The sequence below is a fragment of the Mycetocola miduiensis genome (genome assembly GCF_900115155.1).
GTDB lineage: Bacteria > Actinomycetota > Actinomycetes > Actinomycetales > Microbacteriaceae > Mycetocola_A > Mycetocola_A miduiensis.
In genome coordinates this window covers 46,020-67,338 of sequence record NZ_FOVM01000012.1, presented here as the reverse complement: position 1 = coordinate 67,338, position 21,319 = coordinate 46,020, and the positions used below count along the sequence as shown (strand labels likewise).

At 65.7% G+C, this 21,319-nt stretch carries 17 protein-coding genes and 1 pseudogene; 6 read left to right on the top strand and 12 right to left on the bottom strand.

From position 1 onward, the window contains the following. Window positions 1-25 precede the first annotated feature (25 nt). The 5 genes from BM197_RS15740 to BM197_RS16400 form a co-directional block, all read right to left on the bottom strand. A complete protein-coding gene (locus BM197_RS15740; protein WP_090713246.1) occupies window positions 26-1,435 on the bottom strand; it encodes a DUF5719 family protein in 1,410 nt (469 codons plus the stop codon). Beyond that, window positions 1,425-4,568, bottom strand: coding sequence for a glycosyltransferase family 2 protein (locus BM197_RS15735; protein ID WP_090713244.1), 3,144 nt, complete (start codon window positions 4,566-4,568; stop codon window positions 1,425-1,427). The genes BM197_RS15740 and BM197_RS15735 overlap by 11 nt, the downstream gene beginning before the upstream one ends. 124 nt (window positions 4,569-4,692) lie before the next feature. Next, window positions 4,693-5,010 (bottom strand): WhiB family transcriptional regulator, encoded by a 318-nt coding sequence (locus tag BM197_RS15730; RefSeq protein WP_090713242.1) that lies wholly within the window; start codon window positions 5,008-5,010, stop codon window positions 4,693-4,695. A gap of 194 nt (window positions 5,011-5,204) precedes the next feature. Continuing rightward, window positions 5,205-6,179 (bottom strand): UDP-glucose 4-epimerase GalE, encoded by a 975-nt coding sequence (gene galE, locus BM197_RS15725; RefSeq protein ID WP_090713240.1) that lies wholly within the window; start codon window positions 6,177-6,179, stop codon window positions 5,205-5,207. 73 nt (window positions 6,180-6,252) lie between these two features. Beyond that, window positions 6,253-6,423, bottom strand: coding sequence for a hypothetical protein (locus BM197_RS16400; protein ID WP_177216864.1), 171 nt, complete (start codon window positions 6,421-6,423; stop codon window positions 6,253-6,255). Window positions 6,424-6,512: 89 nt separating this feature from the next. Here BM197_RS16400 and BM197_RS15720 point away from each other — a divergent pair, with 89 nt between their 5' ends. Then, a complete protein-coding gene (locus BM197_RS15720; protein ID WP_090713238.1) occupies window positions 6,513-7,481 on the top strand; it encodes a GlxA family transcriptional regulator in 969 nt (322 codons plus the stop codon). A 7-nt stretch (window positions 7,482-7,488) separates the two neighbouring features. On the opposite strand, the gene manA is transcribed toward BM197_RS15720, so the two are convergent. Further along, the gene (manA, locus tag BM197_RS15715; protein WP_090713236.1) at window positions 7,489-8,682 is read right to left on the bottom strand and encodes a mannose-6-phosphate isomerase, class I; all 1,194 of its coding nucleotides are present in this window, start codon (window positions 8,680-8,682) and stop codon (window positions 7,489-7,491) included. Window positions 8,683-8,856: 174 nt separating this feature from the next. On the opposite strand from manA, the gene BM197_RS15710 reads away from it, so the two are divergent. Together BM197_RS15710 and BM197_RS16680 are read left to right on the top strand one after the other, a co-directional pair. After that, a complete protein-coding gene (locus BM197_RS15710) occupies window positions 8,857-10,035 on the top strand; it encodes an acyl-CoA dehydrogenase family protein (protein ID WP_090713234.1) in 1,179 nt (392 codons plus the stop codon). A gap of 26 nt (window positions 10,036-10,061) precedes the next feature. After that, a pseudogene (locus BM197_RS16680) lies at window positions 10,062-11,516 on the top strand (glycosyltransferase); the annotation flags it as partial. Window positions 11,517-11,562: 46 nt separating this feature from the next. Here BM197_RS16680 and BM197_RS16675 read toward each other — a convergent pair. Further along, window positions 11,563-12,723 carry an acyltransferase family protein gene (locus BM197_RS16675; protein ID WP_090713230.1) on the bottom strand — a complete coding sequence of 387 codons (1,161 nt, stop codon included), beginning with the start codon at window positions 12,721-12,723 and terminating at the stop codon, window positions 11,563-11,565. Window positions 12,724-12,836: 113 nt separating this feature from the next. Here BM197_RS16675 and BM197_RS15695 point away from each other — a divergent pair, with 113 nt between their 5' ends. Beyond that, a complete protein-coding gene (locus BM197_RS15695; protein ID WP_090713228.1) occupies window positions 12,837-14,201 on the top strand; it encodes an O-antigen ligase family protein in 1,365 nt (454 codons plus the stop codon). After that, complete coding sequence (locus tag BM197_RS15690) at window positions 14,198-15,514, top strand: O-antigen ligase family protein (RefSeq protein ID WP_245762585.1); 1,317 nt, start codon at window positions 14,198-14,200, stop codon at window positions 15,512-15,514. Before BM197_RS15695 ends, BM197_RS15690 begins: the two co-directional genes overlap by 4 nt. Before the next feature lie 12 nt (window positions 15,515-15,526). On the opposite strand, the gene BM197_RS15685 is transcribed toward BM197_RS15690, so the two are convergent. Beyond that, entirely contained in the window at window positions 15,527-16,498 is a 972-nt protein-coding gene (locus BM197_RS15685; RefSeq protein ID WP_090713226.1) for a glycosyltransferase family 2 protein, read from the bottom strand. After that, a complete protein-coding gene (gene galE, locus BM197_RS15680) occupies window positions 16,499-17,482 on the bottom strand; it encodes a UDP-glucose 4-epimerase GalE (RefSeq protein ID WP_090713224.1) in 984 nt (327 codons plus the stop codon). It abuts the gene before it with no gap. A 116-nt stretch (window positions 17,483-17,598) separates the two neighbouring features. Between galE (BM197_RS15680) and BM197_RS15675 the strand changes: the two genes are divergently transcribed. Next, complete coding sequence (locus tag BM197_RS15675) at window positions 17,599-18,990, top strand: hypothetical protein (RefSeq protein ID WP_143095096.1); 1,392 nt, start codon at window positions 17,599-17,601, stop codon at window positions 18,988-18,990. A 37-nt stretch (window positions 18,991-19,027) separates the two neighbouring features. Here the strand turns inward: BM197_RS15675 and BM197_RS15670 are convergent, their stop codons facing one another. The 3 genes from BM197_RS15670 to BM197_RS15660 all read right to left on the bottom strand — a co-directional run bounded on the left by BM197_RS15670 (window position 19,028) and on the right by BM197_RS15660 (window position 21,284). Then, entirely contained in the window at window positions 19,028-19,384 is a 357-nt protein-coding gene (locus BM197_RS15670; RefSeq protein WP_090713220.1) for a DUF2304 domain-containing protein, read from the bottom strand. Window positions 19,385-19,393: 9 nt separating this feature from the next. Further along, the gene (locus BM197_RS15665) at window positions 19,394-20,038 is read right to left on the bottom strand and encodes a glycosyltransferase family 2 protein (protein WP_342714593.1); all 645 of its coding nucleotides are present in this window, start codon (window positions 20,036-20,038) and stop codon (window positions 19,394-19,396) included. 91 nt (window positions 20,039-20,129) lie between these two features. Next, window positions 20,130-21,284, bottom strand: coding sequence for a glycosyltransferase family 4 protein (locus BM197_RS15660; RefSeq protein WP_090713218.1), 1,155 nt, complete (start codon window positions 21,282-21,284; stop codon window positions 20,130-20,132). Window positions 21,285-21,319: the final 35 nt, after the last annotated feature.

The window sequence follows — 21,319 nt, the reverse complement described above, 5'->3', positions numbered from 1 at the left end:
GACCGATCGCTCACGGACGGCGCGGTCACCGCGGGTAAACGGTGACCGGGGTAGCCAGCGGACTAGTGGGTTGAATCGGGTATGCTGACAGGCCGGCTGCGGATTCGAAGCTCACCTGGGCGTGGGCGCCACCGACTCCGCTGACGTTGTACGCCCGGCCGGAAGGGACCGTGGGAGCGGCTGCTCCCCCTGCCGGAACGGCCAACTGGGTCACCACCCCTGCCTGGTCCGTCATGGTGACGTCGAGGTCGGCGCCCGTCGGGTTGAACAGGTGCAGTCGCGCGCCCTCCCCCGGTGCCACGGCCAGTTCGATCGTGTCTTCCAGGGGTGCGGATGCTCCGAACCAGGCGAAGTCGCTGGATTCGCCGGCGACGGCGGTCGTGCGGGCAGATGCAACGAATGGCAGATCCGACGAGATCACGACCGAGTAGCTTCCCGCAGTCATGTCGGTGAGGCTGATCTCCTGGACGACGCCGCCCTCAATGGAGTAGTTCAGGGGCTGGGGCGGCTCTGTGCCCTGTTCACTGACGAAACTGATGTTCATCTGGGCTGGGTCGGTTCCCGGCACGAAGATGCGCAGCGCGCCGATGCTGTCGTCGTAGATTCCGGTGTCCGGCGCCGGGCCTGCGCCGCCGAGAACAACGCCGGGCAGCACCTGGGTGCTCGACGGGGGCGCGGTCGGCAGGGACAACTCGACTCCCCCAGGGGTGATTCCCCGAGTGACACTCTGCTGCAGCGCGGCGACGACGTGCCCTCCGCTCGACTGGACCCGAATCACCGGAGTGCGGACGCCTGGCGCGAAGCTCGCGACAGCGAACACCCGGTTCTGGCCGGCGGGGACGAGAATTCCCCTGGCGCCTGGCGCGTCGATCGCACCGGTCTCGCTGAAGAACGACAGGTCGATGACGGCGTCAGCCCTGCTTGGGTTGCTGAGAGACAGCACACTCGTCCTGCCCACGTCTGTCGACCCGGCGACAAGCCAGCTGTCTGCGCTGGCTTCGCCGCACGCCGTCGCCGCAAGCCCGGTCAGGTCGTCGAGGCCGGCGACCTGGGACTGCGCGGCGGCGATCCGAGGTCGCTCCTCTCCTTCGCCGCCGGACACGCTGAGCACGGTGGGTGTGCCGAATTGGTCTCCGGTGAGATTGTCTGGCGCCGCAATGACCGTCTGCTCCGGGGCGGAACTGGCGGCAGTGGTGAGCTCCGGCGCGGCGAAACTGGCGAAGGAGGCATCCCCGCCCTGACGCAGCAGCGGGCCAGCGCAGAGCCGGGACTGGTCGGACGCTGTTGGGGTCACCGTCGTCTTCGGTGCATTCACGGCGAGGACCGGGAGTGCATCCTGCCCGACGACCAGCCCGGCGCCGAGGAACACGGCGGCTCCGACGACGCCGGTGAGAACCCGGCCGCTCGTAGCGGCGATACGGCGCTTATCGGCCATGACTTTCCTGACTGTCTGCACTGTGGCTGGATGTCCTGTGGCTGGTTGCCTGGCCGTCTGCGGCCGGGCTGCCCGCGGAGCGGCTGAGAGCAAAGGCATCGGACTGCCGGGGTTCGACCCCGTCGCCCGCCTCCGTCTCGGTGGAGCCCGGCTCCGGCGCGGCCGCGTGGGCTTCCCGTTCGTCGATCTCGTTGGACTCAGCGGCGAGTTCCAGTTCGATAGCCTTCTCCGCCTCGGCGGCCGCATCCCGCTCCGCTCGCTCGGCGCGGCTCAGCCGCGGCGCGGGATCAGGGGAACGACGGCCGATGATTCTCGGCCGCGCCTCCGCTGCACGCCGCGACGCGGCCGTCGGGATCGCCAGCAGCAACGTGAAGCCGAAAATGAGCCCAAGAGTGAGAAGGACGAGCGTCGAAACGAGCGGCACGTCGCCGCCGACGGCCGCGGGCGGCACGGGTTCGCCCTCGAAACGCCAGAGGGTCCCCCGGTCAGTGGGTCCGACATGTGCGAACGCGGCGTTGGCGTTGAGGGATGCCGCCGCCCGGTTGGCCATCTCCTGAGCCGGGGACGATGCCGGCTCGCCGACTGTTGAGGGCGGGGAGTCCAGAAGGACGAACTGCAGGCGGTAATCCGCCAGCAGCGCGCTCAGGTCGAGGCCGCCCTGCGAAACGAGGTTGCCGGCAAGCGTGGCGACTTTCGTGTCGTTGTCGGTGAGCGACGTGTCGGTCGTGACCACGGTGGACTGGTTGTCGAGAGTGTCCCCGACGCCGTTGACGACGCGTGCGGAGACCCCGCCGTCAGGCTCGGGGGTGAGGATCATCGTCCGGAGCGAGGGGTCAGCGGATGCCGCGGCCGCGACGTACGCGGGAAGAGTCCTGCCGTTGCTCGCTGCGACCTGTCCGCCGCCCGTCACGAGGCTCGCACCCATCGGTACGGCAACGACGAGCGCGAGGATCCCGATCACGAGGGCTGGTAGCGCCGCCGATCGACGGAGGCTGTCGAACCCGACGGTCGCCGCGCCCACGAGACCGAGCCAGTACAGGCTCAACGCGGATCCCGGCCAAATCGACACGACGGCAGAGCCGGTCACCGTGAGGAACAGGTGCGAGGCGGCAGCGGCCGTCGCGAGGCCAAGCAGCGCCGTGACCACCAGGACGGCGGCCCGTCCGCTGCCCGGGAGGAACAGGGCGAGGAGCGCCATCACGATGAGCGGCGCGAGAAGCACGGGGACGAGAAGGTACGCCGGAACGCCGGACAGCCCGAGGGCATCCGACATCGAGTCCCAGGCCGGGTTGCCCGCAGGCAGGCCCAGGACGAGTTCCCATCCCGTCGGCGATGCCGTCTGCACGGGCACGCCGGGATCGGCGAGGAGCCGGACCCAGTTCTGTGCAACGATCCCCTGCTGCCAGAGGAGCGGTGCGAACAGCGCGGCACTGGGGACGACGAGCCAGAACACCCTGGCGACGTGGCGACCCGAGAACGCGAGGGCGAGAAGCCAGAGCACAAGGAGGGCGGGGGCCAGCGCCGGCGCTGTCGCAAGGGTCGCCGCGAGGAGCATTGACGCCACTGCGGCTGAACCCCATGAGCGTGCAGCGGCGCACCCGGTGTAAAACAACCACGGCAACAACAGGTGGACGAGGATCCCGGACAGGTTTCCTGCCAGAAGCGCTGAGAGGAAGGGCGGGGCAACCGTCCAGAGAACGGCTGCGATCAACCGGTATCCGCTTCGTTCGGTGAGGCGGGTGGCCGCGAACCAGCCGCCGAGTGTTGCGAGCGGCAACGCCAGCAGCATCACCAGGACGAGCGCGTATGACGGGTTCCAGAAGGTCATCGTGCCGAGCACGGCGACCACGGCGGAGAACGGGTCAGCGGCACCGGTGAAGCCCAGTCCGATGTCTCGCCAGCCGTAACCGATGTGCTGCCACAGGCCGCCCACCGAAGCGGAGAGTGGTAGCAGGGTGCCGCCTTCGACGGCGGATGCCGCGAGCAGGCTGAAGAAGAGGGCGGCACTGACCAGACCCGATGCGAGAACGAGCCAGGCGCCTCCTCCAGTGAAGAACCGAAGGTCGCTGCGCTCAACGGTGTACACCGCCACGCCGGCTTCACGACGGAGCCGCCGGCGCCTGCGCACTTCGGTGGTCGGGATACGCAGCGCCGAGAGCGAGGACCAGCCGGCCACCTTCGACCGGCGAAGGTTCTTTCTCGCCCGCACGATGCGAATGGGGCTGAACGCCACACGGAAGGCCGCCGCGATCTCGGAGCCGACGAGGCCCGGTTGTTTGCTGACGATCCGGCCGATCCCCCTCAGGATTCCGAGGGGGACGAGGGAGAGCCAGTGCAGCCAGACGACAGCCGCCGGAGCGTAGACGAGGCGACGGTACAGCTGAGCACCCCGGGCCTGCCGCGCCCGCTTGCGCTTGGCTGCGGGCCGGTTCGAACGGCTCGGCCCGGCGATGCCTGAACCCTGGGTGAGCACGATGGCGGACGGCACGACCGTCACCCGGTGCCCAGCCAGTCTCGCTCGCGTGCAGAAGTCGAGGGCGTCATCGGCGGAGCCGAACGCGGGGTCGAAACCGCCGAGCTGTTCCCAGACGGTGTGGCGGACGAGCATCCCGGCAGGCGCGACGCCGAGGACGTCGCTGACCGAGTCATGCTGGCCCTGGTCGAGTTCGTTCTCGACCAGGAGAACGGTCGCCCCGAATGGCGTCACAGACTCGCCGAGCGACACAATCGTCGAGCCGTCAGCGGCATCCCTGAGCTTGGGTCCGGCGATGGCGACGGATGGAGCGACCTCGATCGCCCCGAGCAGCCGCGCGAGCGCGTCCGGCTCCGGTGCCGTGTCCTGCGCGAGGAGCCAGAGAAACTCGTCCGGCCCGCTGGGCTGCTCGAGAACGCGGATCCCGGCGGCAAGGGCCTGCCCGAAGTTCAGCCGCTCTCCCGACGTCACAATGCGATCAATGTTCGCCTGTTCGAGAGCGAGGGTCGTGGCGGCCGGTGCGTCGCACGCCACAGCGACGACGACATCGGGTTGGCGCGACTGTGCCGCGAGGGCGTCGAGGGTGCCCTGAAGGCCGGCGGGGCCGGCCGGGCCGGTGCCGTCATGCACGACAAGGATTGCTGTTACTCGGGGAGACATCGCGTCCAGACTATGTCGGGCGCGCCTCCCGGTCCCAGACCGGCTCGGCGTGGCACGATATCGCGCCGAAGCCTGGCCGGTTTCACCGGCCGGTTGAGCGGATGATGCCAGTCAGAAGAGGGTGCTAAACCGCGCGCTTTTTCAGTTTGCGACGTTCACGCTCGGAGAGGCCACCCCAGATACCGAACCGCTCGTCATTCTCGAGGGCGTACTCCAGGCACTGCGTGCGGACCTCGCAACTAGTGCAGATGCGCTTCGCATCGCGGGTCGAGCCGCCTTTCTCAGGGAAGAAGGCCTCCGGGTCGGTCTGCGCACAGAGAGAATCGGACTGCCAGGCGAGCGGATTATCGTCGTCGACAGCCTTGCGAACACCAGGTACGCCCAGCTGGACCGGATCGATGAACCAGTCTTCGGGAACACCAGAGCGATATTCAGGTGACATATCTCTCTCCCCACTTGTTGCCCGTGCGCCACGCGGCGCTAGAGATAATTACACCCGTGTAATTTGCTTTCGTCAAGTCGCAGATAGTAAACCCTCAACCCCCAATGGAGGGTTCACCGCGTGTTTACCGGCGTGTCGCCTGTTCGATCTTTTCCTTCGCGGCCGCTGAGCGACCTCGCTAGGGAACCGCCGAATCAAGGTCGAGGACTCTTCGCCTCCAAGCGTGCGCGCCACGCCGAGTCGACCATTTCGACAAGGGTGTGCCGCATCCGCCAGTCGAGATCCCGCGCGGCGAGTTCGCCGGAGGCGACGATTCGAGCGGGATCGCCGGGGCGGCGGTCGGCAACCTCCGGGGTGAAGTCGATCCCGGTGACGTCCCGCACAGCAGCCATGATCTCCCCCACCGAGACACCCTCGCCGGAGCCGAGGTTGTAGACGGGTTCGATGTCGTCACCGGCGTCGAGCCGCCTGGCGGCCGCGACGTGCGAAAGCGCGAGGTCGCCGACATGGATGTAGTCACGCACGCACGTGCCGTCAGGCGTCGGGTAGTCGGCTCCGTTGATCCGGGGAGTGCGGCCGGCAAGGAGCGCGTCGAAGACCAGCGGCAACAGGTTGTGCGGACTGGTGTCGTACACGTCGGGGTAGCCGGAGCCGATGACGTTGAAATAACGGAGGGACGTGTGGCGGAGCCCGGCGGCGACCTCCTGGTCACGGAGAAGCCATTCACCGATGAGCTTTGATTCTCCGTACGGGGACTCCGGGCTCTTGGGCGTCTCCTCGGTCACCAGGTCGGTGTCCGGTGTGCCGTACACCGCGGCGCTCGATGAGAACACCATCCGGTCGATGTCGAGTTCAGCCATCGCTTCGAGGAGCACGAGTGTGCCTGTCACGTTCTGCGCGTAGGTGTGGAGTGGCCGCTGGACCGAAACTCCGGCGTACTTGAAACCGGCGACGTGAACCACGCCGGTTACCGCGTGCTGCCCGAGGGTCGAGCGGACGATCTCCCGGTCGAGGATGTTCCCCCGGACGAAGGGGACGCCCTCGGGAACGAATCCGGCATGCCCGCTCGACAGGTCATCAAGGACGACAACGTCGATTCCCTGTTCGGCGAATGCGCGGACGACGTGCGCGCCGATGTATCCGGCGCCTCCGGTGACCAGCCAGGTCATAATGCCTCCTCGATCCCGGGCGACGACAGCCGCCCGGTATCGAGCCTAGGGCACACCGAATTGGGGCCGCCGCTCAGCGCATGCCCGCCATGAGGGATCTGCCGAACGAGTCAGAGTTTTCGGTGCCGGCGGGGCCGAAACGTCGCTCGGGGAGCCTGCGGAATCCGTCGCGTCGGAGTTCGACGACGGTGGCGATCGTGGCGTACACGACCGAGGCCAGAAGGAGGATCAGTAGCAACATCATGGCAGTAAATCTAGGTATTGCCAGATACTGCCAACAGTGGCAGAGTTGCCACAGTTCGATACATTCCTGCCAATGCGAAAGGCTCCGACATGTTGAAGAAAATCGCCGTCCTCGCCCTGCCCGAGATGGCCCCGTTCGAATTCGGGGTGCTCTGCGAGGTGTTCGGCATCGACCGATCGGACATGGGCGGGCCGACGTTCGACTTCCACATCGTGGCCGCTGAGCCCGGTCCGATCCGCACCAAGCTCGGCTTCGACCTCGTCATTGACAAAGGACTCGACGAGGCGAGGGATGCCGACCTCATCGCTGTTCCCGCCTTCTCCGTCGGTACCCTCGACCCCCGCATCATCGAACTCCTGCAACAAGCGGAGGCGCGCGGAGCGTGGATTCTCAGCGTCTGCACCGGCGCCTTCGCGCTTGCGGAGGCCGGGATCCTCGACGGCAGGCGCAGCACGACGCACTGGATGTACACCGACCGGCTCACCCGTAACTACCCCGCGACAACGGTCGACGCCGACGTCCTGTTCGTCGAGGACCGCCGGGTCATCACCGGCGCAGGAACGGCTGCAGGCATCGACGCGTGCCTGCACCTTGTTCGAACTGAACTCGGTGCGGCAGCCGCGAATGTGATCGCGAGGCGGATGGTGGTGCCTCCCCAGCGGGACGGCGGGCAGGCGCAGTTCATCCAGGCGCCGATCCCCGAGCGGCAGAGCGATTCGTTCGCCGGCGTGACCGAATGGATGCTTGCGAACCTCGCCGAGGACCTGCCCGTCGACGTGCTGGCAGCGAAAGCGCTCATGTCTGAGCGCACGTTCGCCCGCCGGTTCCGCGCGGAGATGGGCGCAACACCGGCGGCCTGGTTGAACCGGCAACGCCTGATCCGTGCCCAGCAGTTGCTCGAGCGCACCGACGTCGGGCTGGAGCAGATCGCGACGGAGTCCGGCTTCGGATCATCCGCCGTGATGCGTCACCACTTTTTGAAGGTGCTCCACACCACTCCGAATGCCTATCGCCGCACGTTCAGCTGCACCGGCGAGGCGGTGATGGCTGCGGGCTGACGGGTCGCTACAGCCGCGTGCTGGCGACGAAGAGCTCGCCAGTTCCCCGCACGGCAATGCTGCCCTCATCCGCAGTGATGTAGACGGCATCGCCCTGGCGCAGGTCGATGGTGCCGGATGCCCCGGCGAGCGTCAGGTCGCCGGCCGTCGCGATGGCGATGGCTACCCCAGGCAGATCGACCGTCGGCAATCCGTCCCCGGACGCGACGACGTGACTCAGCTCGAAGTCGGGTACGCCCGGGCGGTAGAGCTCGACCCCGTCCGCCGCTCGCTCCGGCCGGAGGTACGGCACGGGCAGGGGCGTGAAGTCGAGGACGCTGAGGAGTTCTGCCACGTCGATGTGCTTCGGCGTGAGCCCGCCGCGGAGGACATTGTCGCTCGCGGCCATCAGCTCGACACCGAATCCGCGGAGGTACGCATGGATGTTGCCTGCGGGCAGGTAGAGCACCTCACCTCGCCGAAGGGTGACGCGGTGAACGAGGAGTGACACGACGATGCCCGGGTCGCCCGGGTAGTGGTCGGCGAGCATCCGCACCGTGTCGACGGCGGGCGTCAGCGGAGCGGACGCTGCGGCGTCGGTCACCGCCGCTACCAGCACGGAAACGTCCTCCCCCAGGAGGGATCCGACGACCCGGCGGAGCACCTCCGAATCGGGACCGTTGAGAGACGACCGAAAAGAGCTGAGCGCGGCGCGGGTCTCGGCGGACAGCCCGGGGACGGCGAGCAGGGCGTCGACGTCGGCGGCGGCATCAGCCACGGGCCGGAACCCGCAGAGCGCTTCGAAGCGCTCGCTCAGCGCGAAGATCAGTTCCGGTTTGTGGAACGCGTCCTTGTAATTTCGGATGGGATCGTTCTGGGCCAGGCCGGCGGCGTTCTCCCGGGCGAACCCGTCTGCGGCCTGTGCGGCCGACGGGTGAGCCTGCAAAGACAGCGGGGCGTTCGCGGCGAGGAGCTTGAGCAGGAACGGCAGCCGCGGTTCGGCGAGGCCGGCGGATGCCGGGTCGTGCTCGACCCAGTCGGCGAGCGTTTCGAACCCGCCGACGGCGCCGGGGGTGACGATCCTGGCCGGCGAACCGGGGTGTGCCCCGAGCCATAATTCCGCCTCAGGTTGCCCTGACGGCGCCACGCCGAGCAGGGCGGCAATGTCGGTAGCGGAACCCCAGGCGTAGTTGCGGGGTGTGTTGGCGATGGGAACAAACACAGGCTCGTCCTAACGGGGTGCCGGGGCGTGCGGGATTATCGCCACCCTACAACGGCAGCGAGGCGGTGTTCACCCGCCGTTGTCCGTTCGGCCAACCGTATTGTCGGGCGCCCGGGCCGTTACCTAGGCTCTGAGGAGATTCTTTACGCTGCCCAAGACGCAATGGAGCCACGCATGCCGTTCGAACCCCTCGCCAGCGATTTCTACGGATTCGAGACGCTCCTCAACGGGCAGGAGCAGGACGCCCTGATGCGGATCCGCGACTACATGGAGGGCACCGTCCGCCCCGTCATCAATGACTACTGGGAGCGCGCTGAGTTCCCGCACGAGCTCATCGGATCCTTCCTCGAAACGGATGTCGCCCGGTTCCCGTTTGCGGAAACCCGCCCGTTCGAGAACTCCGCCGTTTTCCGGGGGCTGGTGTCGATGGAGATGGCCAGGGTCGACGCATCGATGGCCACGTTCGTCGGCGTGCAGGAGGGCCTCGCGATGGGGTCGATCAGTGTGTGTGGTTCGCAGGAGCAGCGCGATACCTGGCTGCCGAAGATGGCGTCAGGCGAGGTCATCGGCGCTTTCGGCCTGACCGAACCGCTCTCGGGAAGCGACAGCGCCCGGGGACTCCGGACGACCGCGACGAGGGACGGGGACTCCTGGGTCCTCAACGGTTCGAAGCGCTGGATCGGCAACGCCACCTTCAGCGACATCACGATCATCTGGGCGAAGGACTCCGCAGACGACCAGGTCAAGGGATTCCTCGTGGAGACGTCAAGCCCGGGCTACACCGCCACGAAAATCGACCGCAAAATCGCCCTGCGTCCTGTGCAGAACGCCGATATCGTCCTCGACAACGTCGTGGTTCCCGAGCGCATGCGGCTCGCGAACGCCCGATCGTTCCGTGACACCGCCAAAGTGTTGCGGCTGACCAGGGCCGCCGTGGCGTGGTCGAGTGTCGGCGTCGCGGTGGGGGCATATGAGGCGGCCGTGGCGTACGCGAAGGAACGGGAACAGTTCGGCCGGAAGATCGCCGAGCACCAACTCGTGCAGGACCTGCTCGCAAAATGCCTGGGCAACATCACCGCGTCGATGGCCATGTGCGTGCGGGTCTCCCAGATGCTCGATGAAGGCACCCAGCGAGACGAACACTCGGCGCTGGCGAAAGGGTTCTGCACGTCACGGATGCGGGAGACCGTGGCGTGGGCCCGCGAGGCGATGGGCGGGAACGGCATCGTCCTCGACTATGAAGCCGCACGGTTCTTCGCCGACGCCGAAGCACTGTACTCATACGAGGGCACCCGGGAAATGAATTCGCTGATCGTCGGACGGGCCATCACCGGCAAAGCTGCGTTCGTCTAGTCCGAGAAACGCGCCCCGCGCACCGGATGATCACTCCGGTACACCGGCTGCAGCGGAACAGCAAGTCGATCCCAAGCGGATACTGGAGGTGCGAGGATCGTTCCCGTGCCGGCCGGTTGGCCGGCCGTTACCCGGAGGAGGATCACATGCCGCCTGTGCGCCTGCGGCCAGGATGCCACCTCGCCGTGACCTGGGGAATCGACGACAAGTTCGGGGGAATGACCGGGGCGCTTCTGCATCGTTCCCGCGCCTTCGTCCGGCTTGGTGAGGTGCAGGTCGACGTCGTCACCTTCGATTTGCGGCCGGACTACCCGGCCCTCGAGCAGCGGCTGCGCGCATCCGGCGAGCTCACCGACGGCATGACGCTGTTAAACATCTGGGACTGGCTCAGGGAGAAAACGCCGCCGGACGATCCCGATGAGGCGCATGCCGCCAGGAGAGCGACCTTCACGCCGCTTTCCGTGGACCAGGCAGACACGTCGGTGCGACGGGACGGGCGTGAGCTGATGCGCATCCGCCGCGCCGGCGACGGAGGGACCGATCTTCAGGTCGACCATTACCGAAGTGACGGAACACTGGCCGTGTCCGATCGCCGTGACGTGCACGAGCGAGGCACGCCGGGCGGGCGCGTGATCGTCTGGTGCGATGCGGAGGGACAACCACGTCGACGATGGACGAGCGCCAGGTCGCTTTACCGGTGGTGGCTCGACCAGCTGAGGGACGGCCGGCCGACGACCCTCATCGTCGACAGCAAAACGAGTGCGAGGTTCCTCGCCGGCTACCGAAGGCGAGGGCTTCTGACGTTTCATGTCGTCCATGCCTCGCATCGCCAGAGCTCTTCCGACCCGCTTCAGGTTCGCGCGTCGCGCGCCGATGTCTTCCGGTCGCCCGAAGGATTCGACCGATTCGTGTTCCTCACCGAACGTCAACTCGCAGACGCCCGGCTCGTCCTGGGCACGCACGCACGCCTGACGGTGATTCCCAACGGCAGGGATGTCTCCCGTGACGCGCTCGATTCGCTGGCATCGGACCGGGACCCGTATCGCGGCATCGTCCTGGCGTCGCTTGATTCGCGGAAACGCGTGGAACACGCTGTGCAGGCGGTATCTTCCGTCCCCCACGCGATCCGCCTCGATGTTTTCGGCGAGGGGCCAGGCCGTCCGAAAGTGGAACGCGCCGTCGCGAAAGCGGCGGGCAGCCAGGCGAGAATCACCCTCCACGGTTACCGGGCGGGCGCAAGCCGGGAACTTGCCGAAGCGTCATTCCTGCTGCTCACGTCGAAGAGCGAGGGTCTGCCGCTCGTGCTCGTCGAGGCCATGGCGAACGGATGCGTGCCGATCGCGTACGACGTCCCCTACGGCCCCGCCGACATCATCCGGTCAGGGCACAACGGATTCCTCGTTCCCGCGGGAGACGTCCCCGCCCTGACCGCGGCCATCGAAAATCTTCTCGCCCTTCCGGCCGAGCGGGTGGCAACCCTCAGGAGGAACGCGGTGCGCACCGCTGAGCAGTACTCAGACGACGCCGTCACACGGATGTGGGCACGGGAGATCGAACGGGCTGCGACCGAACGCGGACTCCCACCGACCGCGCCAGCGCGTGCGCTGGTCTTTCGACTGCGGCGTGGAATAGCACGGCGATGGCGAAACTTGCCGGGACTGCGACGGCTGAAACCAGCCACCACCGGTCGTCACCGATGAGAAACGCTGCGGCGGCCAGCACCGGGACGTGCACCAGGTAGAGGCTGAACGACATCCGTCCCAGCCAGCGCGGCACCGACGACTCCAGCAGACGCTTGGCCAGCGGAGAGAGCAGAGCAACGACGATCAGGCCGCCGGCGCCGAGGCCGGCAAGACCCCACAGCACTGCGCTTCCAGTTGAGCTGGCGGGTACCACGGGTCGCGCCAGCCAGCCGAGGATGAGCAGGCAGGCGGAGGCGACTCCGATGCCGAACCAGACTCCACCCCCGCTGCGGGTATTGACCATCCGGCCCCAGGCGTGCAGCCGGTCCAGGTTCGCCGCCATCAGCGTTCCGAGGAAGAACGTCGGCAGGTAGACGAGGGCATCCACTCCGACGACGCGGCCGAGAACCATGGCGAGGGAACTGACCACGACGGCCGGCCAGACGTGGGATGCCACAGCGCGGGCGACGACGACGAAAAGAGGGAGCAGCAGGGAGAAGAGCACTTCCCAGCGCAGCGACCAGAGCACGTTGTTGAGTGTGTACGTCGCAGGCAGGAGCGTTGCTTCATCCAACAGGAGCGACAGCGGCGCGCTGTCTGCGTTTCGCTCGATCAACCAGCTACCGGCGGCGGCCTTCCCGCCCGAGTGAGGAACAAGCGCGACAAAGACCGCGGCGAGGAGAAGGGAAGCCCCAACAGGCAGATACAGGCGCAGCAGCCGGCTGGGGTAGTACGACAGCCAGTGCAGCCGTCCCTGCAGTGCCGGGAGAGCGACGACGAGACCGCTCAGCACGAAAAAGACGAGCACGGCTTCCGAGCCTGCGATGAGCAGTTTTGCGGGCGACTGCGTCAGCCACTCCCAGACGCCAGACTGCTGTTCGAGGGCGGGGCGAGCCACGAGCGAATGGTGGTAGAGAACGACGACAACCGCCGCGATTCCCCGAACGCCGTCGAGCGACGGGATCCGCCCTCGCGGTCGGGGAACAACAGGCACTGAGGAACGCATCGGTCCACTCTAGGCAGACCATATTGAGCAAAAGCTGGGTCGCTGTCGTTGCTTTCTCGGCGCAATCGGCGGAGCGTCGAGCGCCTGAAGGCACGGCGCGATAGCCTGACTGCATGACCTCGTCGACCGTCGCGCCGCCCACCGCGCTCTCGACGCCGAGGCTGTGGGCATCGGGCATCGCGACACTCGCCTTGTTCATCGCGCTTGCCGGCGACGGCATCCGCCACCTCCTCGGGCTGTGGGGCTTCGTGGCGGTCAGCATCCTGACAGCGGCGACTTGCCTGGTCCTCCTGATCGTTCTCCGACCGGCATACAACCGTCGCAGGACGCCGAAGGCGCTCCTCGCCTTCACGGCGTTCGCCGTGCTGTCGGTGGCCTGGTCCGCGTACCCGGGTGCGAGCCTGTTCACCCTTACCGGGATGCTGCTCTGCATCATCGTTGGAGTCTTCCTCGCCCTCTGCTTCGAGTGGGCGGAGGTCGTGCGGTTGTTCGCGAACGCGATCAAATGGGTGCTCGCACTCTCGATCCTGTTCGAACTCTGGGTCGCTGTCGTCGTACGCGACAGGGTGCTGCCGTTATGGGTGGACTTCGGCAGCGAACCTCCCCTCCTCGCATACTGGTCGCGGAATCTCCTCTTCGAGGGAGGGAAGATCCAGGGCATCCTCGGAAACTCCAACCTGCTGGGCATCATCGCCCTCTTCGGCCTGATCGTGTTCGCGCTGCAATGGGCTGCGGGGACCGTCCGCCGGGTGTCGGCGATCACCTGGCTGTCGCTCGCCGCGGCCGAGTTCCTTCTCACCCGCTCGAGCACGATGATCGTCGCCGCCGTGGTCGTCGCGGTGGTGCTCGCTGGCGCGCTGCTCGTGCGAAATGCCCCGAGCCCCGCGCGCCGGACACCGGTGTACCTCGGTGGGCTCGGACTGTTTCTCGCTGCATTTGCCGCGGTCTCGCTCTTCAATCAACATTTGCTGGCGCTGCTGGGCAAGAGCGAAGACCTGACCGGGCGGCTCGACATCTGGGACACCGTCATCGGGACCGCAAGCCAGCGGCCCTGGTTCGGCTGGGGTTATGCGAGCCCGTGGGTGCCGTGGGTCGAGCCCTTTGACGACCTCGTCGTCCGTCGCGGGGTGCTCCAGTTGCACGCCCACAACGCCTGGCTCGACGTCTGGCTGCAGCTCGGCGTGATCGGCGTTGTCCTCTTCGCCGCCGTGATCGCCTCCACGCTGTGGCGCAGTTGGTTCGCGGCCGTCGACCGGCCACGGTTCGACCTCCGCGACGACCGGCAGTACTCGGTGCTGTCGTTGTTTCCTGTCCTCGTCATGGTGGTGCTCCTTGTGCAGTCGGTCGCCGAGAGCAGGATCCTCATCGAGTCGGGCTGGGTTCTCGTCGTGCTCCTGTGCCTCAAGACGAAACAGCATCCGACGATCGGTGCCGGTGCGCCAGACGCGTCCCCTCGGCTCACCGAACCGGGCCGATGACGGCTCCCCGGCCCGCCCAGAACCATCCTGCGCTGGCGGCGTTGTTCCGCGGGCTGGGCAGCCCACACGCCGCTGCGGCGCTGAGCCTCACCATCTTCGGTGTCGCGTTCGCCACGCCGCTGATCCGTTCGGTCCTCGGTTGGAGTGGACTGATCGGGGTGGTCGCCGCTCTCGTGCCGTTGGCTGCGCTCGTCGTGATTGCCCGGTGGGACACCATCGAATGGCACGGCCTCCTGCCGATCTCCATCCTGGTGTTCGTCGGCTGGTGCCTCCTCTCGACGTTCTGGACCGATCACCAGTGGATCACGCTCTCCAGTGCGCTGTACCAGATCGCCTTCGCGTTCCTGGGGCTCACGATCGCCCTGACCAGGGACATGATCCAGATCGTGCGCTCCGTAGGATCAGTGTTGCGTGCCCTCCTGACTCTGTCGCTCGCCGTCGAAGTCCTGTCCGGGCTGATCCTCGACGTGCCATTCGGTTTCATGGGGGTCGAGGGCAACATCGCTTTGGGCGGGCCGATCCAGGGGATCTTCGAAACACGCAACACCCTCGGCTTCATGGCGCTCCTCGGTATTCTCACTTTCGTCATCGAGTGGCGAACCCGCTCGGCGACCAGAGGCGTCGTGGTGTATTCGCTCACGATCGGCGCGGCGTCCCTCGCGCTCAGCCAGTCCCCGGTCGTTCTCCTTGTCGCCATCGTCCTCGGCCTCGCTGCGCTGGCCCTCTACGGCCTGCGCCAGGCGCCAGCAGACTTGCGGAGGGCGTTGCAGTGGGCACTGGCCGCCCTCACGGCCATTGCACTGTTCTCGACCTGGCTCGCACGGACGAGGGTCATCGCGCTGCTCAACGCGGGCAGCGAGTTCGAGTACCGTTATCTGCTCTGGTTCCAGGCCTTGACCCTTGCGCCGATCCGCGGCTTGGAAGGATGGGGCTGGTCGGGATTGTGGCAGGACGTCCCGCCGTACACCTACATCAACAATGTCCTTGTCCGTTCGCACGAGTCGAGCCTGAACGCGTTCATCGATGTCTACCTGCAGGTCGGAATCGTGGGGCTCGTCGCCTTCATCGTGTTGCTCGTCCTGGCGTTCGTGCGCTCATGGCTGCTTGCCTCGAATCGCCGAACCGTCACATACACCTGGCCGGCTCTTGTTCTCGTCGCCCTGATCGCGACGAGTGCTGCCGAAAGCTCGATCCTTGTCGAGGGCGGCTGGCTCCTTCTCGTCGTATGCGCGGTAAAAGCATCGCAGAACATGAGCTGGCGTACCCGGTTGCGCAGCGGCAGCGAGCCGGTTCCGCCGGTTCCCGTCGAGTAGCCCAGCGACTCGCTATCGGGGCTGGAAGAGATCGCGAAGAATCTCCGTGCTGCCCTGGCTGGTGAAGCGCGCATAGTCTCCGCTGCGTGCTTCGCTGAGGACAGGCAGGATTCTGGCCATCCGGTTCGCCGGCAGGTCTGCGCGCATCCGTTCGATCCGAAGCTTGCCGCGGGCAGCGGTGAGATCAGCAGGTTTAACCGCTCCGCCTAGCGACGCAAGCTTCTCAACGAGGATGCCGGTGCGCACGGCGAGATCCCGGTTGCGGTTCCCGCGCGGTTCGAGAACCCGGCGAATCTTGTGGCCGAGGCTCGGCTCGCGGGCGCCGATCTGGTTTGCCCCGTGCTGCCGGTAGTCGATGAGCGGCTCCTCGAGGAGGTCGATCTGCCCGACCGCCGCTGCGAGGATCGCCAGCCATTCGTCGTGCACCCACTCGACGGGGAATGGAGCCGCGACCTCGAGCAGAGAGCGTCGAAAAGCCATCGTCGCTCCGGTGGCGACGTTGCGGCGCAGAAGAGTTGGGAACCCGCTCCCCGCGTGAATGGCCTTGCGGTCCGCCGCACTGATCTCCAGGGCGTCGAACAGAACGTAGCCGAGCGAAGCCCCCGTGGCGTCCACCATCCTGGCGTCGGAGAAGAGCACGGTCAGGTCCGGGCGGGCGTCGAACTCGGCGCACGCCCGCTCGAGCCGCTGCGGATGCCAGATGTCGTCCTGGTCAGACAACACTACGATGTCGCCTGTTGTCGCGAGCACGGCGTGCTCGAAGTTCTTGCTCACGCCGAGCGCTGTCGCGTTCTCAAGGATGCGGTGGCGGACGCCCGAGTTCTCGAGCAGTCCGGTGACCAGCGCCACAGTGTTGTCGGTCGAGCCGTCGTCCGAGACCACGATTTCGGTCGGCTGGCGCGACTGGCTGAGAATGGTGCGCAACTGCTCTTCGACGTATGCGGCGCCGTTATAGGTGCAGATCGCGACCGACAGGTCGAGCAATTAACGAATCCCCGCTCGATGCAGCTCGTGGGCCTGCCAGGCAGATTCGACGATCTCCTGCAGGCCGAGTCGCGATGTCCACCCGACGGCGGATGCTATGCGGTCGGGCGACGCGACTACCCAGGCCGGGTCCCCCTCGCGCCGTGGCGAAATCTGCGGTTCGAGAGATGAGTTCGACACCGAAAGGATGGCCGACACCATGTCTTTGACGCTCGTTCCCTTTCCGGTTCCCACGTTGAACACCTGATGTCCGGTGTCGGCGTTCTTTGCGAGGTGATCGAGGACAGCGATGTGTGCCTCGGCGAGGTCTTGAACGTGAATGTAGTCCCGAATGCAGGTTCCGTCTGGCGTCGAGTAGTCGTCGCCGAAGATGATGGGTCGTTCGCCCTGGTCGATCTTCTCGAAAACCATCGGCACGAGGTTGAGCACCGCGCGGTCTCCGAGTTCGGGGGTACCGGCCCCCGCGACGTTGAAGTACCGCAGGCTGACCGCGTCGAGCGGAAAGGCGGCGGCGGCCCTGGCGATCAGCTGCTCGCCGATGAGCTTGGTTTCACCGTACGGGTTGATGGGAGCAGCGCGGTCGTCCTCGGTGATCGCTTCGCCCTCTGTCGCCCCGTACACCGCGGCGGAGGAGGAGAAGACCAGGCGCTTGACCTTGGCCGTTTCCATCGCGATCAGGAGGTTGGCCAGCCCGCCGACGTTCTGCTGGTAGTACCAGGCGGGCCGGTGTACGGATTCGAGTACTTGTTTGCGTCCCGCGAAGTGGATGACGGAGTCGATTTCATGCGACTCGAGCAACGCAGCCACTTTCGAAACAGACGAGGGGTCATGCAAATCAAGTTCTTCGACCGGCGTTCCTGGTACGCGGTTGCGGTCCCCGGTCAGGACGTCATCCACGATGACGACATCGTCACCGCGGTCTGAGAGGAGCTTGACGACGTGCGACCCGATGTAACCGGTACCGCCTGTAACAAGTGTTTTCACCCTCCGAGTGTACGAGAAGCGGGTCGGATCGGGCGCGCACGAGCGCGCTGGCCTCGCGTGGCGGGCAACTCCCGTAATCTGGAAGGGTTGTCCGCCCAGGCGAGAGGCCTCTATACGTGTCCACTACACAGCAGACCATGCGGGCTGCCCGCCTTTCGAGTGCTGCGTCGATCCTTCGACGTATCTGGGTACCGCTCCTTCTCGTCTTTGCGTCCTTCGCCATGTCATGGACGGTCACGGGGCTTCACACTGACGCCATGTCTCCCGTCGACGAGTGGGTGTACGTCGACTACCTCGAGAAGATTCCGGAACAGGGGATCGTCCACCAGGGTGAGGAGATCGGCGAAGAGGCTCTCGAGCGGATGGCGTGCGACGGCGTCAAACCGTATGGACCGATGGGGGCACCGTGCGGGGGGAACTACGACGACGTCGAGAACTTCCCGTTCGAGGGAATCACCTCGGCGGATGCCTACACACCGATGTACTTCGCGCTCACGCGAATCGTTGGCGATGCCATCCACGAGGTGACCGGGATAGACCAGCTGGATGGCTGGCGGATAACCGGCTCGCTCTGGCTCGGCGCAACCATGATTCTCTTCTACTGGCTCTTCCGGCTCTGGTCCGTGCCCAGACTCCTGACCCTGGCCCTCGGGCTCACGGTGATTGGATCGCCGTTCGCGTGGTGGACATACACGTACGTGAGCACGGATGCTCCATCGATGGCGTTCGGCATCCTCATACTCATTGCTGCAATGAAACTGGTGCGAGGGCAGTGGTCCGGGTGGTGGCTGGTCGCGATCTCGGCGATCGCTGTTCTCGTAAAGATCACCAACATCCTCGGAGTGTGCCTCGCCGCCCTCTATCTGCTCATCACCTGGATCGCTGAATGGAGGCGAACCGATTGGGCGGGGGTTCGAACGATGCGCCCAGACCTCGCATCACGTTCATCGTTGGCGCTCCCAGGATTCGGCGTCGCCGCGCTCGTGGGCGCCGGGCTCGCCGAGGGGATCTGGCTCGTCATCCGGAGCCTTCAGTCGACAGGCGAAGTGGCTGAGCAGGGCGTCTCCATCCCGCTGACCAAGATCGAGTTGATCTCTCAGGTCGCCAACTTCCTTCCTGGCACGTTGACGTCAAACGTGAACATCGCCGGCTCGGATGCATACGCTTACGACATCCCGTCGTTTATCATCGCCCCGCTGAGCTGGATCTGCGTCGCCGGAGTCATCGGCGCGTTCTGGAGCATGTGGAAGCGGGAGGATCGCAGCAACCTGATACTTGCGGTCTCACTGGCGGCGTTCTTCTTTGCGCCGATGCTCGCGTTTGTGCTGTATCTCGCCACGGGAAGTTACTTCCCGCTCCCCCCTCGCTACGGAGCGCCCATCCTTGCTGGGATATTGCTCGTCGCTGCCCTCAGCATCCGGAACCGATGGGCCACGTGGATCATCCTCGCCTACTCTGTCGTCCTGATCGGGACAGTCTTCAGCCTCGCGCCAGCCATGGCGCCATAGCAGCCGCGCGCCCATCGGATTCCTGATCCGGCCGAGCTCAGTCCTGGTGAGAACCCGGCTTGGGCGCTTCTGCAAGCGCGAGAGCTCGGGCGAGGTTTGTTACTTCACGCTCCGTGTGCCGGTATCTCCGCGAAGCCGCGAGCGAATTACCGATGAAGACCACAATGAGACCGTAGAGCAGCAGATCAGTACCGCGGCCAACCCCGACGGCATTGGCGACGTCGTTGATGAGTTGCGGGAACACGACGGCGACGACGGCGATCGCGAAAAGGCCGATCATCGACAGCCGCCGGAGGGCCAGGTGGCGAGCGCCGCTGCCCGGCAGCATCAGGAAGACCGCGAACACCGCGAGCGCCGCGATCAGTACGATCTTGATGATTATCTGATTGTCCATGACGTGGCCCTACTTGAAAATGAGATCGTTGAGGATGTTGACGAGGTTCCATACCGACTGGCCCTTGGCGCGCGAGTAGTCGGTGTAGATGATGTGGACAGGGTGTTCGGCATAGCGAAGCTTGTTCTGGCCGATTTTTGCCACGATCTCCGACGCATGTGCCATCCGGTTCTGTTCGATCCGGATCACGCTCACCGCCCTCCGGTTCAATGCGCGAAGACCGTTGTGAGCGTCTGTCAACCGCACGCCCGTGCTGACGTTCTCGAAGATGACGGCCAGTTTGAGGACGACTTTCTTGATTCTTCCCGGCTTCGTGCGCCCATCGAGAAAACGGGAGCCGATGATCACGTCCACCGGTTCTTCGGACAGTCGCGTCACCATGGCGAGGGCGTCGTCGAGGCCATGTTGTCCGTCGGAGTCGAAGGTCACAAAGAACTCCGCAGACGGATCGCTCATTGCGTAGTCGAGACCGGTCTGGAGTGCAGCGCCTTGACCGAGGTTGATCGGATGCTTCACGACGACAGCCCCGGCTGCGGCTGCCTCGTCGGCGGAGTTGTCGCTGCTTCCGTCATCGACGCAGACGATGTTAGGAAAAACCGCTCTCGCTTGAAGAATGACCTCCCGCACCACCTGGCCCTCGTTGTACAGCGGCACCACCAGCCACGTTCGACGAGCAATTGATCCTTGAATGGTGCACTCCTGGGGTTGGAAAGGGCGGGGCTCTGGCCAGTTTACGCGAGCCCCGTCATCGGTTCCCGGATCTGAGGCCAGCGACGACGCGGAGATACTCACGGCCTCGCTCGTCCCACGACCACTTGGTGAGGATGGATGGATCGAGAACGGGCCGGGGTCGAAGGGCTACCGCCTCCATGGCGATGGCCAGAGCAGCCGTGTCTCCTGCCCGAACTTTCCGCACGGGCACGCCGTCCGCGATGAGCTGATCAATTCCCGGCACCGGGTAGGAGACAATCTGTCCTCCAACGGCGATGGCCTCAAGCAGTGTTGTCTGAAATCCTTCAGACAGGACTGTCGGGTTGACAAGGACTCCACCGGACAAAAGATCCCTCACCTCCTGTGGCGGTACTTGGCCGTGGACCCGTACGACGTCGTCCAGCCCGAGTGACGCCACCCTGCTCTCGAGCCGTAACCGATCGGGGCCATCCCCCATAATGTCGATCCGGAACCTGTCAAGATTTTTCCGTTGACGGATCTGAGTGGCAGCTTCAAGCAGGTCGTCCCATCCTTTCCCGGCGACCAGCCGGCCAAGAAAACAGAAGCGAGGCACCTCGTTCGTCGTTGGATCGACCGTGACGTTCGACCATTTAGTGATGTCGATGGCGTTGTAGAACACCTTCGCGCGAACGCCGGCAAGCTTTCCGACGAAAGCGACGACCTGTTCGGAGACGCCGAGAACCACATCTGCGTTTCGAAGGACCCAGCGCCCGACCGTGAGGTCGACGAAGCGGCTGGCGATGCTCACCATCGGGGAAGACGACCGCACGAAGTCCGAGCCATGCTCCGTGTGGATCACCGGTGCGGCGATCCGCTTGGCAACCCGGGCACCGACCGCAGACATGGGGAAAAACCTGGTGTGTGTGGATACCGTGGTGACCTGATCGTTCCCGAAGGCCTTGGCGATTCTCTTCGACGCGCCGGGAGCGGGAAACGAAATGACGCCCGCCACAGGGAAGTGCCGTCGCAGCCGGACCACCCGGACGTTCCCCTCCACACGATCACTGGCCGCCTCGGCCAACGTCACAATCGTCGCGCGAGAACCTGAGGCTGCTATCTCACTGGCGAGGTGAAGCACGTGGGTCTCCACACCGCCGACGCTTGGCGGGTAGTTGTTCACGACGAAGAGCACGTGGGCAGGCGTGACAACCTGATCGTTCGGGTTCATCGGAATACCGACCTATCTTGGGTTGGACAGAAACA